At 33.4% G+C, this 19,323-nt stretch carries 1 protein-coding gene; it reads left to right on the top strand.

Features of this window, described 5'->3' with window-relative positions:
• The first annotated feature begins 116 nt into the window (after positions 1–116).
• Positions 117–19,277, top strand: a complete 19,161-nt coding sequence (locus DG508_RS06590; protein ID WP_108867379.1) for a non-ribosomal peptide synthetase — start codon at positions 117–119, stop codon at positions 19,275–19,277.
• Positions 19,278–19,323 lie beyond the last annotated feature (46 nt).

Below are 19,323 nucleotides of genomic sequence, written 5' to 3'. Positions count from 1 at the left end.
TTTATTTCCAAAAAAAGAGTGTTGATATCGCTTTTCAAATTCTCAGGCAGCAATTTGTTTTTAATCAGCACAAACCTTCACACAAATTATCAATAAATCTTTGCAAAACCGTAACAATGAATACACTAAGTCTAGTTGTCGATATTTTAGATAATGCAAAAAAATATGGGGTACAATTATTTCTTCAACAAGGAGAATTAAAATTAAAAAAGCAAAAAGGAGTAGCGGTACCCGTAACCATAATAGAGTTAATAAAAGACAATAAAGTAGCAATTACTCAATTCTTAAAAGAACATCAGAGTGCGCATAAAACAGGTGTAAAAAAGATTCATAAAAGTAACAATGATGCTACAGCAAAAGTATTGTCTTTTAATCAAGAGCGTATATGGTTTATAGATAAGCTACAAGGGAGCACCCAATATCATATGCCATTTTTGTTTAGTATTTGTGAGTTGATAGATTTACAAATACTAAATAGTAGTTTTAAAGAAGTAATTAGAAGACATGAAACATTAAGAACCGTTTTTTATGATCACAATGGTATTGCAGAGCAGAAGGTACAACAGGTTCATAACTGGAACTTGGAGCAACATGATTTTACTAGCACTGATCATGAGCTAGAACAGTATCTCCAAAAGTTAATACAAACTCCTTTTGATTTATCTGTAGATTACTCGATAAAAGTTCATTTTATCAAAGTTGCCGATACTGATTTTAAGCTATTAATCTTGATACATCATATCGCCTTTGATGGTCAATCATTACCAATTCTTCTACAAGAACTTTCTCAAATTTATCAAACATATATGCAAGGTGCATCGGTAAGCTTACCAGAACCCTCAATACAATACAGTGATTATGCCTTGTGGGAACGAGATGTTTTTAAGAAAAGTGGTACTACAGAGAAGTTGAGGTTCTGGAAAGAATATTTACAAGAAGTTGCACCTTTACATTTACCACTAAAAGGAATTAGACCTACTACCCAAAGTGTAGCAGGAGATAGAGTAATCTTGCAGTTAAACAAAAAAATAAAAGACCAAATAATAGGGTTTTCCAAGGCAAATAAAGTAACCCCATATATATTCTTACTATCTGTTTTTAAAATAATCATGGCTCGTTATTCTAGTCAGGAAGATATTTGTATAGGAAGCCCATTTGCAAATAGAAACCAAGAAGAAACCACATCATTGTTAGGTTTTTTTGTAAATACATTGCCTATTCGAACGTTTTTACCCAAAAAAACTAGCTTTATAGAATTGTTAAGTCGGGTAAAAGCTTCTTTGATGAAGGTGCATGAGCATCAGGAAGTACCGTTCTCTGAAATAGTAAATCTATTAGGTATTGAAAGAGATTTGAGTAAAAGCCCTTTGTTTCAAACCATTTTTACATATACCAATTCTGAAGAAAAGAAACCCTTTTTATTAGGAGAAACAATTGTCGTTGAGGAAAATAGTAACTATCAGGTTTCCAAGTATGACCTTGCGATGGAGGTTGAAGAACATCGAGCAGGAATGACGCTTACTCTTGAGTATTGTACTGATTTATTTCATGAAAAGACCATTAGTACCATGTTGTCTCATTATCAACAAGTATTAGAATCAGCAATAGCACAACCCACATCTTTTATTAATGATTTAAAACTAATCAGTAAAGAAGAAGAAAAAGAACTTATAAACAGTATACAGGTAAATACAATCGATTATGCTCTTGATAAAAATGTTATAGATAGATTTTGCAACATAGCCAAGAAAACTCCAGAATCGATAAGTATTTGTTTTGAAGGGCACTCATTTTCTTATCAAGAAATAGATAAACAATCCAATCAACTAGCCAATTATTTAATAGCAAAAGATATAAGAGAAGGAGATGTAATCCCTATATGTTTAGATCGATCTACTGAAATGATTATAAGTGTCTTGGCAGTATTAAAAACTGGAGCAGCCTATGTTCCTATCGATCCTTCTTACCCAAAAGAGCGTATTGATTTTATCCTTGAAGATACAAAGGCCAAAATACTTATTACAAATACGGAGAGTTACACAAAAAACAGCCTAAATACAGCAGTAACGATTATTGAAATAGATGAGGTGTATAAGCAATTAGCATCTTATAGTCACGAAGCGATTACTACTTCAATTAGTTCTGATCAATTAGCATATGTAATCTATACATCAGGAACAACAGGAGTTCCCAAGGGAGTTATGATTTCGCACAAAGGATTAAGCAATTTATGTTATTGGCATCAAGATGCCTATGATGTGAAGCCCTCTAGCAAAGCTACTCTGTTGTCTGGAGTTGGTTTTGATGCTTCTGTTTGGGAAATCTTTCCTTACCTCACCATAGGAGCTAGTGTTTTTCCAATAACAAATGAGCAGCGTTTAGAGACAGAAATGTTGATAGACTTTATCAATACTAATAAGATAACACATGGGTATCTACCTCCTGTATTATACAAAGAAGTCATAGCAGAAGAAAGCAAGGAATTTCATTCAGAATTTAAAGCTTTAATTGGGGGAGAGGCATTAATCATAAATAGACATAAGAAAAATGTAACCCCTTATAACAATTATGGCCCTACAGAAAACACAGTAGTTGCTACTTATTATAAAGTAAAAGAAAATGAAGTAGGAGCAGTACCTATAGGTAAAGCAATAAATAATGTGTCCTTATACGTTGTAGACGAAAACCTATCGATACTTCCTCCTGGAATAACAGGAGAACTCTGTATAGCAGGAGATCAACTAGCATTAGGGTATTGGAATAGGCCCAAGCTCACAGAAGAAAAATTTGTAGAGAATCCTTTTAAAACAAATACCAAACTATATAAAACAGGAGATTTAGTACGAGTACAACACGATGGTAATATTCAATTTATAGGAAGAAAAGACAATCAAGTTCAGGTTCGTGGCTATAGAGTAGAACCAGGGGAGATCGAAAGCCGTATTGAAGAATTGGATGAAATAAAACAGGCATTAGTTATTGCAAAAGAAGACCTTTCTGGAAATAATCAGCTTGTAGCCTATTTATTGCCCCAAAAACAACTCAATGTATCTAGTATAAAAGCACTTCTCAAGGAAAGCTTACCCTCATATATGCTTCCAAAAAATTATGTAGAAGTAGCTAGTTTCCCAATGACTGCCAATGGTAAAATAGATATCAAAGCTTTACCAGTACCAACAATAATTACTAATCAAGATAAAGAATATATAGCTCCTGTAAGTCTAACACAACGACAACTGGTATCCATATGGCAAGAATTGCTAGGCTCAGAAAAAATAGGAGTTACCGATAATTTCTTTGAGTGTGGAGGAGACTCTATAAAAGCGATTCAATTGGTAAGTAGAGCTAAAAATTATAAACTCTACTTCAAAGTAAAAGATGTATTTAGATACCAAACCATTCTCGAACTAGAACAACAATTAGACAAACAAACATCTACTTTAAGAGAAGAAGGAATTTTAAAAGGAACTTTTGGGTTATTACCTATTCAAAAGATGTTCTTTGAGATGAATCTGGAGAATTATAATCATTATAATCAATCGATGTTATTCTCTATAAAAGAAGAACTAACCTATACTCAATTGTCTAAAGCAGTATCAATTTTAATACAACAACACGATGCGCTTAGATTATCATTTGAATATCAAGATGTTAATACCGTTACCCAACAATATACCACAAAAGAGATACCCTTGATTAAAGAAGAAGCGTCTTCTGATAAAGAGGTAACAGCGCTATGTAAAAAATACCAACAAGAATTAGATAGTACTCAAGGAGAACCCATAAAAGTAATTTGGATTTCTAAAACAGAAAACGGAAAACAAAATTTATTGTTTTTCTGTGCACATCACTTAGTTATTGATGGGGTCTCATGGAGAATTCTATTAGAAGATTTAAATGAAATACTTAACGGGAACGATCCTTCACTTTCTAACAAAACAACCTCCTATAGGCAATGGCAATCAACGTTGGAGACTGCTGTCAAAGAAGAGTTATTTCAATCAGAAATACCTTACTGGACTGATGTCATATCTTATAAAAAACCATTTCCAGTAGAAAAGAAGTCTGATAAAGAGCTAACCTATCAAGAAACCAAGTATAAAACACAATCTCTTTCTTCAGAAAAAACAACATCGCTGGTAAAAGAGGCACACACTGCATTGGGTACAGATATGAATGACATATTGTTAAGTGCCTTGGCCATGACTCTTTGTAGCCAAATAGGAGAAGAAAATATTGTTATTGGAGTAGAAGGGCATGGTAGAGAAGAGATAAGTAACCAAATAGATCTTAGTAAAACTGTAGGTTGGTTTACTTCTTTATTTCCTGTTTGTTTATCAATCCCTAAGGAGGTTACAGATCTCAAAAAAATAATAGCAGATACAAAAGAAAACCTTCGGGGGATACCTAATAAAGGACTTGGGTATGGAGTGCTCAGATATCTAGAAGAAGACCCTTTGATGAAAGAAAAGCTGAGTGCTAATTTTGATGAGATACTCTTTAATTATTTAGGAAGTTTTGAATCTAGTATAAATAACAAAAGTCTTTTTTCATTATCAGAAATAGATAAAGGATCAGATATAGGAGAGTCAAATAAAAATCCATATAAAATTGCTATCAATAGCATTATAATTGAAGGACAGCTACAAATGAATTGGAGCTATGATAGCCTTCGTTTTAGTGATGCAATGATAGATAGACTATCAAGTAAGTATCTTCAAAATCTAGAGCAGATTATTGATTTTTGTAAAAGTATTACTACCCCTGTAAAAACAGCCTCAGACTATGGATTGTCTTCTGAAATAAGCTATAGTGAATTAGAAAAATTTCATTCACTTTCTAAGCATTCTTCAAAAATAGAAGATATATATCCGTTAAGTCCTTTACAAAAAGGAATGTTGTTTCATAGTCAATACGGAGAAAATAAAGGCGCTTATGTGGTACAATTTAGTTTTGATATTACCTCAGGTTTTGATGTTGAAATATTCAAAACATCTTGGAAATACCTTTCTAATAAACATACTATTTTACGTACAGCGTTTTTCTCAGATTATTTCAAAGACGCTGTTCAATGTGTATATAAAGAAGTTACTATCCCTACAAAAATTATTGATCATAGTAATGATACCTTACTCACAGAAGAAGATTTACATATCATTAAAAAAGAAGAACGTATTCTTGAGTTTGATATGTCTATAGCACCATTAGTGCGTTTTACGATTATAAAATTACCAGAAAATAAGATCAAATTATTAATAACAAATCATCATATCCTATGGGATGGGTGGTCATTTGCTTCATTGTTTTCATCCTTTGTAAATATTTATAATACAATCTCAGAACAAAAAGAATTACCCGTATTAGAAGTAGATAACTACGGAGATCTGATCAGAAAGAATACATTAGAAGACACCATTAAATCCCAAGCATATTGGAAAAAATATCTGGAACCTATAACAGCATCCACATTTCTTCCTTTTGTAAAAGACCCATCCAAAAGAAATAAACTTTTTGGAGATACAATAAGTACACTAGATTTTGATGAGCAGTTTACTCAAAAACTAATTACATATACGCAACAAAAGCATGTAACTCAAAGCACACTAATTCAAGGAGTTTGGTCCTACTTATTGTCAAAATATAATGGTACTGATACAGTTGGCTTTGGGGCTACTATTTCTGGAAGAAGTGCAGGGGTAGATAATATAGAGAAAAGAGTAGGTTTATATATCAATACGATACCAGTCATTAATAAAGTTTCTGATGATATGGTTGTAAGTGATTGGTTGCAAAAACTTCAAAAAGAACATACTACAAGTAGAGAAGAATATGGGAACCTATCCTTGAATGATATACAATCCACATCATCTATAAAAGGCTCTTTGTTTGATACTATTGTGGTATTTGAAAACTATCCTGTTGATGAAAAGTCTCTGAATGAGCAAGGAGTATTATCGATAACCAATATCGATGCAGATGAATACGGAAACTTTGTACTTAGCCTATCAGTTGCTATTATCGATAATAAGCTTAAAATCAAGTTTACATATCACCATGATCTATTAGAGCATCATACAGTAAAAATGATAAAAGGGCATTTGAAACAGACGTTGTTGCATATCGTTGATGGGGCTACAACCATAGGAGAACTTGATTACATTTCGCAAGAAGAATACAAAACATTAGTAAGCTCATTTAATCAAACACTAACCACATATCCCAATCAAAAAACGATCATTGAGCTCTTTGAAGAGCAAGTACTCAAAAACCCTGACAAAACAGCGCTAGTGTATGGTGATAAGCAACTTACCTATCAAGAGCTATTTGATGAGTCAAACCTTTTGGCACAACACCTTTTGTCTCAAGGGGTAATTCCTGGAGATACCGTTGGGATTCTTGCAAAAAGAGGAATAGAGATGATGATTGGTATTTTTGGAGTATTACAATGTAGAGGCGTATATGTTCCTTTACACATGGATTACCCTACCCAGCGATTAGAATATATTCTAGAAGATGCCGCTGTTGCCAAAATTATCTGTACCGATAAGTCTTTAATTTCTGAAAAAGAACTTTCGGGCTACGAATTCATTTTGATAGAAGAGCTAGAAAGAGGTGAGGTAAAGCCTCTACAAATAAAGAGGAGTGCCAATTCCTTAGCATATATCATGTATACATCAGGAACTACAGGCGCCCCAAAAGGAGTACAGGTAACACACCAGAATATCATTAAATTGGTTTATGATAAAGGAGCGATAGCAATTCAACCAGAAGATCATGTATTACAATGGTCTAATTTTGCGTTTGACGGATCAGTTTATGAGATTTTTAGCACCTTACTAAAAGGAGCAAGCCTTCATCTTATTCATGAAGCAGCAGCGCCAAGTGCAATACAACTTACCAAATTAATTAAAGAGCAGAAGATCACCGTTTGTTTTGTTACCACAGCATTATTTAACTCTTTTGTAGATAATGATCCTGAAATTTTTAAGCACCTACGAAAAGTTTTATTCGGTGGAGAACTTGTGTCTGTGCCACATGTAAAAAAAGCATTGGAGCATTCAGGAGAAAATACGATTATCCATGTGTATGGCCCTACAGAAACAGTAGTTTATGCAACCAGTTACCCTATTAATACTGTACAAGATGATCTAGTGCCGATAGGGAAACCCCTATCCAATACACAAGTATATGTTCTGGATGCTTATAATAAATTGTGCCCTATTGGGGTAGAAGGAGAACTATATATCGGAGGAGATGGAGTCTCTAAAGGGTATTTGAATAAACCTGAATTAACAAGGGAACGATTTGTTCCAAACCCATTTAATAACAAAGAAGGAGTTCTGTACAAAACAGGGGATCTTGTAAAGAGACTTAGTGATGGTACGATTAATTTTATAGGAAGAAAAGATGCACAGGTAAAAATTAGAGGGTACCGAATAGAACTAGGAGAAATAGAGACGGTTTTGCAAGAATTAGACTTAGTGAAACAAGCGATTGTCATAGCATTTGATGATCCAGGAGGATCAAAAAGATTGGCGGCATATATCATTCCAGAAGGATCTTTTGATAAGTCAACTATACATAAACGATTGGAAGAAAAATTACCAGAGTATATGATTCCTCCATTTATGATCCCAATGGATTCATATCCACTAACTCCTAATGGTAAAGTAGATAAAAAAGAACTACCTAGCCCACTAGAAAAGAAAAAAACATGGGCACCACAGCATTTTGTCAATTCTATAGAGATACAACTTATCCAGATTTGGAAAGAAGTCTTGAATCTGGATTCAGTAGGAATAGAAGAAGAATTTTTTGAATTGGGTGGTCACTCACTATTGGCTACACAAATGGGTGGTATGATCCGCAAGACCTTTGATGTAGTAGTAGACATCAAAGATATTTTTGAGCACGATACCATCGCCAAGCTTTCTGCTTTAATAGAAAGTAAAAGCAATCTCACACAACAACAACTCATCGAGATTTGGAAAGAAGTTTTGAGTTTGGATTCAGTAGGAATAGAAGAAGAGTTTTTTGAATTAGGAGGTCACTCACTATTGGCTACACAAATGGGTGGTATGATCCGCAAGACCTTTGATGTGGCAGTTGATATCAAAGATATTTTTGAGCACGATACCATCGCCAAGCTTTCTGCTTTAATAGAAAGTAAAAGCAATCCCACACAACAACAACTCATCGAGATTTGGAAAGAAGTCTTGAATCTGGATTCAGTAGGGATTGATGAAGAGTTTTTTGAATTAGGTGGTCACTCACTATTGGCTACACAAATGGGTGGTATGATCCGCAAGACCTTTGATGTGGCAGTTGATATCAAAGATATTTTTGAGCATGATACCATTGCCAAGCTTTCTGAATTTATCACAACAAAAAATAATAGAAAAGAAGTTACAGATAAGATAGAAGTTCAAGAATGCCCAGAACACATTCCGCTATCGTATTCTCAAGAGCGATTATGGTTTCTTGATCAATTAGAAGGCAGTAATCATTATCATATACCAGTAGTTTTAGAAATTACAGGGGAGCTGGATATTTCATTATTAGAAACATCTATACAAGAAATTGTCAATCGCCATGAACCCCTTAGAACTATTTTTTATGAATATAAAGGGCAAGGGTTTCAAAAAATAGTACCTGAGAATGAGTGGATGTTTACAGAGATAATACAATTGTCTGATGATAAAAAAGAAGAAGAAATACTAAAAGAGAAAATAACACTTCCTTTTGATTTGTCTAGTGATTATATGCTAAAGGCTTATTTACTAGAAAAAACAACATCTAAATACACATTAATTTTTGTGTTTCATCATATTGCAGCAGATGGTAATCTTCCGTTGTTTTTTAATGAGTTGTCAACTATTTACAACGCCAATATCAAAAATACTTCCCCTACTCTAAATACGCTTCCTATTCAATATATAGAGTATGCTATTTGGCAACGAGAATATCTGCAAGGAGAGGTTTTGACAAATAAACTAGCATATTGGATAGAAAACTTGCAAGACTCAACCCCCTTAGAATTACCTACTGATTTTGCAAGACCCTCTATACGAAGTACAAAAGGAAATACAATAACGGTAGATATTGAAAAGGAATTATCTGAAAATCTTATTAAACTGGCAAAACAAGAAGATGTAACGCTATATATGTTAATGCTAAGTGTATTGAATGTATTGATGTATCGTTATTCTGGGCAAACAGATATAAATATTGGAAGTCCAGTAGCCAATAGAAAACAAAAAGAAATTCAGCAGTTAATAGGTTTTTTTGTCAATACAATTGTTATTCGAAGTCATGTAGATACTAAGCATAGTTTTATTGATTTCTTACAGACTGTAAAATTTACAGCATTATCAGCATATCAGCATGAGGATGTGCCTTTTGAGCAAGTTGTAAATGTATTAGATGATATACGAGATAGAAGCAGAACTCCTCTTTTTCAAGTATTATTTTCATTACAAAACCTGTCGGAGAACGAGGCATTTCCAATGGAAGGTCTTGTCACCAAGTATAAAGACTATGAGTATCAAATTGCTAAATACGATCTAACATTTATTGTAATTCAGAAGGATGAGCATCTTTCTGTGGCTGTAGAGTATTGTACTGATTTATTTGCAGATGATACTATTCATAAAATGACATCACATTATATACAACTCTTACAAAGTGTCGTTGCCAATCCGTCTCACAGAATAGACCAATTAACATTACTCTCTGTATCTGAACAAAACTATTTATTAGATAAACTAAGTACAGGAAATGTTTGTAAGAGTAATGAAAATACGATTCTCAGTATGTTTCAAGAAATCGTAAAAGTTTCAGGAAATACTATTGCACTACGATCAGGAGAGGATCAAATTAGTTATAAAGAATTAGAAGACCGTTCTAATCAATTGGCACATTATTTATTAGATCGGGGAGTAGTAAAAGGAGCGTTTATACCAATAAGTATGAATCGTTCTTTTGATTTGATTATAGGAATTTTAGGAATTTTAAAAACGGGAGCTGTTTATGTGCCTATAGACGCTACGTATCCAAAAGAACGGATTGATTTTATTATTGAAGATATAGATGCTAGTTTGATTTTGAGTCATAGTGAGTTATCCTCGGTATTTTTGGATAGTGCTATAGACATCATTAATATAGATTGTATAGATAGTGTTGTAAAAAAATATTTAAAAACAGCAGTTCCTGTTACAGTATCTACAGAGGATTTAGCCTATATAAACTATACATCAGGATCAACAGGAAGACCCAAAGGAGTGCTAATTCCGCATAGAGGAGTTGCAAGATTAAGTCAGATAGATGTAGTATCGCTAGATAAAAACACTAAGATGTTGCAATTATCTTCGATTTCTTTTGATGCAGCAACTTTTGAGATATGGGGATGTTTATTGAATGGAGGAGAGCTTATAGTATACACCCCTGATCAGGTAGATATATCAGAAATAAATAATCATATAACCAAATATTCTATAAATACAATTTGGTTAACCGCAGCCTTATTCGATCAATGGGTACTTAGTAATATCTCAGAATTACCGTTGCAATATGTATTGTCTGGAGGAGATATCCTGTCTCCTCACAGTGCTAATCAATTATATAATAAGCACAAGACAGTTGTTTTAATCAATGGGTATGGTCCTACAGAGAATACTACATTTACCTGCTGTCATCAAGTTCCAAGAGATATAGATCCCACTAGGAGTATTCCTATCGGAAAACCAATACCAGGAACAAATATCTATGTATTAACACAGGATATGAATATTTGCCCGATAGGGGTTGTTGGAGAATTATATACAGCAGGATTAGGAGTATCAAAAGGGTATCTTAATTTGGATGATTTGACCAAAGAACGTTTTGTAACAAATCCTTTTGATGATTCTGAAAATTCAATCTTATACAAAACAGGAGATTTAGTACGCTGGTTACCCGATGGTACGATAGCGTTTATTGGTAGAAAAGATACGCAGGTAAAAATTCGTGGATATCGTATAGAGCTAGGAGAAATAGAATATCAATTAAATCAAGTTGAAGGAATAGCACAATCATTTGTTATGACTAGGGGCAATGATACAGAAACCAAATCTATTGTCGCCTATATGATCGTTAATAAAGAGATAGATCAGCATGCAATTGCTACAGTATTGCAAGAAAAACTACCTTCTTATATGTTACCTCAATACTATATCTTTTTAGATACTTTCCCATTAACTCCTAATGGTAAGATTAATAAAAGATTATTACCAGCACCAGATCATAACTCTTCTCTTACACATAACTATGTTGCACCAGAGACAGACTTAGAACAGCATATAGCGTCCATCTGGCAAGAAGTATTATCTATTGAAAAAGTAGGAATTCATGATAATTTCTTTGCTATAGGAGGACACTCACTCATGGCAGTACGGTTGATATCTCGCATCAAGGATGTTCTTGCTATGCATCTCAAGATATCATTAGTGTTTAATCACCCAACAATTCATGAGTTGTGTATTGCAATAAATAAAGAAAGTGTTTCTTCTTTACCAGCAATACTAAAAGAAGAAAGAGAAGAAAGCGTACCATTATCTTTTTCACAAGAGCGATTATGGTTTTTGGATCAGTTATCAGGAACTTCTAATTACCATATGGCAATAGCATTGCGAATTCATGGGAATCTGAAAAAAGAAATATTAACCAATTCGTTACAAATCATAATAGAGCGCCATGAACCTTTGCGAACTGTTTTTAAAGAAGAAAAAGGGATCGGATATCAGCACCTATTATCAGCCAGTGATTTTGCCATAAAAGAAAGGGTACATACGAGTAAAAATATTTCTATAGAAGCGTATGTAGCAAAGCTGGTTCAAGAAGCTTTTGATCTATCCAATGATTTTATGATTAGGGGAGTATTGATACCAAATAATAAAGAACAGGTTTTTGTGATTACAATGCATCATATCGCTTCAGATGGATGGTCTATTCCTATATTTATAAAAGAATTGGAAACCTGTTATAATGCTATATGCGAAGAAAAAAATATTGAATTGCAACCATTACCAGTTCAATACTCAGATTATAGTGTATGGCAAAGAAAGTATATCTCAGGAGATTTTTTAAAAGAAAAAATGGGGTATTGGATGGATCAACTAGAGGATGTACCTACATTAAACCTTTCTACAGATTATAAAAGACCTCCTGTACAAAGTACCCAAGGAGCGATGTATACTTTTACCCTGAATAGTGAAATTACAGAAAAGCTTAAAGCCTATTCAGTATCAAAAGAGTGTACCTTGTTTATGACCTTATTAGGAATTTATAAGGTATTATTATACAAGTATACAAATCAGAATGATATTTGTATTGGAACCCCAGTAGCAAATAGAGAACAGCATGAAATCGCTACTTTGATAGGATATTTTGTAAATACCATTGCACTGCGAACTACGATAAATACAAAAGACAGTTTTGATACATTTCTAGATAAGGTTCGAGAAGTTACTTTATCGGGTTATGATCATCAAGATGTACCTTTAGAGCGTGTAGTTGATGCACTTGAGCTAAAAAGAGACCAGAGTAGAACTCCTCTTTTTCAGACAATGTTGGCTTTACAAAACAATGAGCAAGTACATACAATTAGCTTAAAAGATGTTGAGGTTACCTCATTACCATTTGAGCATACTACTGCTACATTTGATTTGTCTTTTGATATCACAGAAAAAGAAAATGGAATGGATGTCGCTATAGAATATTGTACAGACCTATTCAAAGAAGATACTATCAGGCGTATGGGCGCTCATTTTACCAATCTCATCCATACAATTCTTTTAGACAGTACAATAAAAATTGCTGATATTTCTATGCTGTCAAAAGATGAAAAAAGAATATTGACAGAAGAGTTTACTACAACAGTAGATGCTTACCCAGATGGTGAAACGGTGATAGATTTATTCCAAAAACAAGTAGCTTCAAATCCTGATGCAATTGCGTTGAGTTTTGAAGGGACAACGCTTACATACAAAGAACTTAACGAAAAGGCGGATTTCCTAGCCAATGATTTACATAAAAAACATGTCAAAGCAGAGGATTGTATTGGGATATGTGTAGAGCGTTCATTGGATTTGATAATCGGTGTATTGGGAATCCTAAAATCTGGAGCGGCCTATGTGCCTATTGATCCTACATTACCAAATGCCAGAATCCAATATATTCTAGAAGATACAAAAGCATCTATTGTCTTAACGCAACAAGAACTAAGTTCATTATTTACAAATAAAGAAGTAGAGGTATTGTGTATAGACACCCTATCTTTTGATCCAGAAGAACAGTTGTTAGAAACAAAAAAACCTGTTCCCAAAGGGCATCACCTAGCATATATTATCTACACATCAGGGTCTACAGGAAAACCTAAAGGAGTTTGTATAGAACATAAGAACCTTCATAATTTGGTATTGGCACAAAGTGAAGCTGTAGGAGTTACTAGAGACACGAATATTTTACAATTTGCTTCTTTCAGTTTTGATGTGTTTGCAGGAGAAGTATTCGGAGCCTTATCTCATGGTGCAAAACTGGTACTTATTTCTAAAGAAACTATGTTAGCAACAGATAGGATAGAAAAGGTACTAGAAGATGAACAAATTGAAATTATAGATTTACCAGTTGTTTATGGAGAGAGTTTAAAACCAGAACGTTTGAGCAGTCTTAAGACTGTTATTTTTGGAGGAGAACGAGTTCCCCAATCCTTAATAACGAGATGGCAACCTTTTACTACTGTTATTAACGCATACGGGCCAACAGAAACCACAGTGACAGCCACATTGACAACAACCCCTATAAAAGACAATAAAGTCTCTATAGGTAAGCCGCTGAAAAATGTTCAGGTTTATATCGTAGATGAGCAATTATCATTAGTTCCTATAGGAGTTACAGGAGAATTATGTATTGCAGGGCAACAAGTAGCACGAGGATACCATAACAATGAAGAACGTACCAGAGAAGCATTTGTCTCAAATCCTTTTGTTACTGATAAAGAAGCACGACTTTATAAATCAGGAGATCTGGCAAGGTGGTTACCAGATGGGTCGATAGAATTTTTAGGGCGAAAAGATGAGCAAGTAAAAATTAGAGGTTTTAGAATAGAGCTGGGAGAAATAGAAACCACTTTAAATAAACTACCTCAGGTAAAAAATACAGCTGTAATTGTAAAAGAAATTGACAGTAATACAAAGCAACTTGTAGCATTTGTAGAGCCTGCTAAAACAACTGATTTCTTTGATAAAGAAATTATACAAAATCAATTACAACAACTACTACCATCTTATATGGTGCCATCAATATATCATGTTGTAGAAAACTTTAAGTTAACATCTGGGGGTAAAATAGATCGAAAATCTTTAGAAAATAAAACGATAGATATCACTACAACTACAACAGAATCATATGTAGCTCCTTTTTCTACCGTACAAAAGCAAATCATAAAAATTTGGGAAGAATTGTTACATGTGTCTCCTATAGGTATAGAAGATAATTTCTTTGAATTAGGAGGTGATTCTATCAAGGCCATTCAATTAGTAAGTAGAGCCAAAGAACGTGGATTATACATAAGAGTAAAAGATATTTTTGATCACCAAACCATTGCAGCTATTACAGAGAATCTTCAAGAAGAAATAGTAGTTATCAAAGAAGAAGGAATACTAACAGGAGATGTAGGATTGCTACCAATTCAAAAAGAATTTTTTGCCACACCGTATGAGGATATTAATCATTACAACCAATCGATGCTATTAGACATTGATAAAAACAGTACATATGAAGAAGTATCTAAAGTCTTACAAACATTAAGTAAGCATCATGATGCATTGCGATTTGTTTATAAGAAAGAAGAAGATACCATACAACAGGTGTATGGAAAACAAATAATTCTTGTAGAAGAAAAACAGGTAGAAACAAAAGAAGAACTTACTGCATTATGTGAATTTTATCAAAGAAGTTTATCTATTTATACGGGAGAGAGTGCAAAATTTGTATGGATTAAGACTGCCGATAATGAAGAGAAAAACAGACTTTTTATGGCGGTACACCATCTTTTGATTGATGGAGTGTCTTGGCGAATTCTTTTTGAAGACCTTCAAAAAGCAATGGTGTCTATAAAGAACAATCAACCAATTAATTTAGGTAATAAGTATACATCTTATAGACAGTGGTCTCAAAAATTATCTGAATATGCCAATGAAGGAATAGAAGCGTCTGAGGTAGCTTATTGGACAACAATTATAAACAATCGCAATGAATTTCCTCAAGACTTTGATTACAAGGGGTCTACAATTTATGAAGATGTCAAAAACCATGATGTTATAATAAATAATACAATAACAACTGCTGTTTTAACCAAAGTACATGAGGTGTATAACACTGAGATTAATGACATACTTCTAGCAGCTCTCACCCTTACATTATCAGAATGGGGAGGCACTAAAAATGTAACAATAGCCTTAGAAGGACATGGTAGAGAAGAACTATTTGAGGATGTAGATATCAGCCGTACAGTTGGATGGTTTACAACTGTTTTCCCTGTTGTTTTATCAGCTCCAAAAGAAAAAGAAAACCTTTCTGAATTAATAATTGAAACCAAAGAAAACTTAAGAAAAATACCCAATAGAGGTATAGGGTATGGAGTGTTAGAATATCTTTCTTCTCAAAAACAACTTCCTAATAATGAAATTAGTTTTGATCAGATTGTTTTTAATTACTTAGGAAATTTTGATACAAGTATCAAAGATGGGATGATTAACTTCTCAAAAGAAGATAAAGGCAATGATATAAGCTTATTAAATGCAAATCCGCATAAAATAGCTATTAATTGTATGGTAATAGATGGTAAACTTCAGCTACGATGGAGCTACGATAGTAAGCGATACAAAGCAATTACCATTCAACAATTGGCGACCCAATTCAACACGTATTTAGAAGAGATAGTATCTCATTGTAAGACTCAAAAAACAGTAGTTAAGACCGTTTCTGACTATATGTTACCTGCTACGATTACACAAAAAGAATTAGAAGCGTTTAAACAATTGCCAAGCCATAGCGCAGAGATTGTAGATATAGCCATATTAAGTCCATTGCAGGAAGGAATACTTTTTCATAGTATTTTTGATGATACTCCTGGAGCTTATGTAGTACAATTTAGTTTTGATTTTGTAAATGGAATTGATATTCCACTATTCAAAGAAAGCTGGGAAAAATTATTCAAGAAGCATGCTATATTACGAACAACGATACATGCAGAATATTTTGAAGTGCCTGTGCAATGCGTATATGGTGAGGTAGATTTTCCTTTAGAGATAATAGATTACAGTCACCTTACAGGAAATGCACTAGCAGAAGCAATAAACTCTTTCTTGATTTCTGATAAAGAACAAGGGTTTGATCTTACAAAAGCTCCCTTGGTACGTTTTACGATACTCAAATTACCAGAAAACAGAATGAAACTGGTCATTACGGATCATCATATTTTATGGGATGGTTGGTCATTTTCTATTTTGATGAGTTCTTTTATTACAAACTATATGCAGAAAAGGGAGCAGGAACCTTTGCGTGTTGGAGAAGATAATTATATTGATTTTATACGACATATACATCGTAAGAAGACAAAAGAAGCTACAGGGTTTTGGAAAAAATATCTATCCTCATTAAAAGCACCTTCATACATTCCTTTCACAAAAAACAGTGATCAAAAAAATACCGTATTTGCCAATACGATCAGTGATCTTACTATTGATAATGAAACGACAAAAAGTATACTACAATATTCTCAACAGTATCATTTAACCCTTAATACGATCGTTCAGGGAATTTGGAGTTACTTACTGTCTAAGTATACAAGGCAAGACACAGTTACATTTGGAACCACGATTTCAGGAAGGAATGTTCCTGTAACTGCTATAGAAAATAGAGTAGGACTTTACATTAATACCATACCAGTATGTACAACGCTTACCCATGAGCCTCTTGCACAATGGTTACAGCAATTACAAAGTTCGCACACAACTGCAAGAGAAGAGTATGGATATATTCCTCTGGGTAAGATTCAATCATATACCCATATTAAAGAAGCCCTTTTTGATAGTTTATTGGTCTTTGAAAATTATCCAGTAGATGAAAATACATTGAATGTAGCAGCATCTTTACAAATAGAAAATGTAAAAGCAGAAGACTTTACAAATTATACAATCAGCATCTCTATAGTGCAACAAAAGGAAACTATTTTAATAAAGTTTGCGTATAACCCAGAGATCATTACTCATGAAAGTATACACCGCATACAACAACATTTTCATGAACTATTCAAGAGTTTTTGTAAGCCAGAGACCTATGAGATAGACTCATTAAATTATATTACAGAGAAAGAACAAACAACGATACTTCAAGACTTCAATAAATCAGAAAGAGCGTATCCAAAAGAAGAAACAGTTCTTGATATGTTGGCAAAACAAGCAAAAAATCAACCAGATCAAGTAGCGCTTATCTATGAAGACCAAAAAATATCATATCGAGAATTAGAAGAACAATCAAATCAAATAGCGAATTATCTGATCAGTAAAAATGTAGAAAGAGGAGCTGTTCCCATCTATATGAATAGATCATTAGAGATGGTTATTAGTATTTTTGGGGTGCTAAAATCAGGGAATGCCTACGTGCCAATTTCTCCATCATATCCAGCTCATAGAGTAGCTTATATACTAGAAGATTGCCAATCAAAACTATTTCTTTCTACTATTGATACAGAATCGCTGCATATAAATAAAAACATAGAAGTTGTACATATAACCAGAAACGCAGCAGAAATACAAGCATGTGATATAGAAAGACCAACACTAGCAATAGACCAAGATCATCTAGGGTACATTATCTATACTTCTGGAACTACAGGAAACCCTAAAGGAGTAGAAGTTTATCATAAAACAGTAACCTGCCTATTGTACGGAATGGCTAATCAGTACCCATTAACAGGAAATGATAAATTACTATTAAAGACTAATTTTACCTTTGATGTTTCAGTATATGAGTTGTTCGGGTGGCTTGTACATGGAAATAGCCTAGTTATTTTACCAGAAGAGACAGAAACAGATATAGAAAAAACAGTAGCAATTATTGATAAGGAGAAAATAACCCATCTAAATATGGTGCCCTCTCTATTTGCTACTATGATAACAACAATTTCTGAAGAAGCAATTGCAACAAAGTTTAATAGCGTTAAGCACGTTATGCTGGCAGGAGAAGCTCTATCTCCTGGGCTAGTGAATAAGTATAAGAAAATTGGTTTTACAGCAACATTATCAAATATTTATGGGCCAACAGAGGCTACCGTTTATACTAGTCATTATACCATACCAAAAAATCAAGATACCGTAGATGTTGTACCAATAGGAAAACCATTAGATAATGTGTCTTTATATATTTTGGATACAAATAAAAAAATAGTTCCTGTAGATGTTATTGGTGAATTATATATAGGAGGAAGTCAATTGGCAAAAGGGTATCGTAACCTACCAGAGTTAACCAACGAAAAGTTTATCCAAAACCCTTTTGAAACAGACCAATCTCGTTTGTATAAAACTGGAGATTTGGCACGATGGTTACCCGATGGAAATATAGAATTTTTAGGAAGAAAAGATCATCAGGTAAAAATACGAGGATATAGAATTGAGCTAGGGGAGATAGAGTCTTGTCTAGATGAATTATCAGAAATAAAACAATCCGTAGTAGTCGCTCAAAAAGATGTAGACAAAGAAGCATTTTTAGTTGCATACTATACACCAATCACCAATATAGAGAAAGGTGATATTGTACAAAAACTCAAAGAAAAATTACCTTCTTACATGATTCCTCAAATCTATGTGCCACTAGAAAAAATCCCTCTAAATACAAATGGTAAAGTTGATAGAAAAGCACTCCCTATTTTTAATCAACAAGCTTTGGTAAATAATGAATACGTTGCTCCAGAAACAACCACACAAAAGAAATTGGTAAACATATGGCAAGAATTATTATCGATAGACAAAATAGGGATTCATGATAATTTCTTTGATCTAGGAGGACACTCGTTATTAGCCATAAAAATGATGACAAAAATTAAACACCTGTTTGATATTAGACTTTCGATCAAAGTTATTTTTGAAAACCAAACTATTAAAGAGTTATCTGTAATCGTAAATCAGTTGAGTAATAACAATATTGCTAAGGATAAAGAATATACAGATATCATTATCTAATATCAAATGACTTTAGAGTCTGTTTTGGTATAAGTATCCACACTAC

Source organism: Aquimarina aquimarini, assembly GCF_900299535.1.
GTDB classification, from domain to species: domain Bacteria; phylum Bacteroidota; class Bacteroidia; order Flavobacteriales; family Flavobacteriaceae; genus Aquimarina; species Aquimarina aquimarini.
Note: the sequence above shows the minus strand (reverse complement) of the source record. Positions and strands in the feature narration are given on the sequence as shown.

What these genes read in the sequence shown, in the direction of transcription:
- DG508_RS06590 (WP_108867379.1), top strand. Translation starts at nt 117, where the DNA reads ATGAATACACTAAGTCTAGTTGTCGATATTTTAGATAATGCAAAAAAA.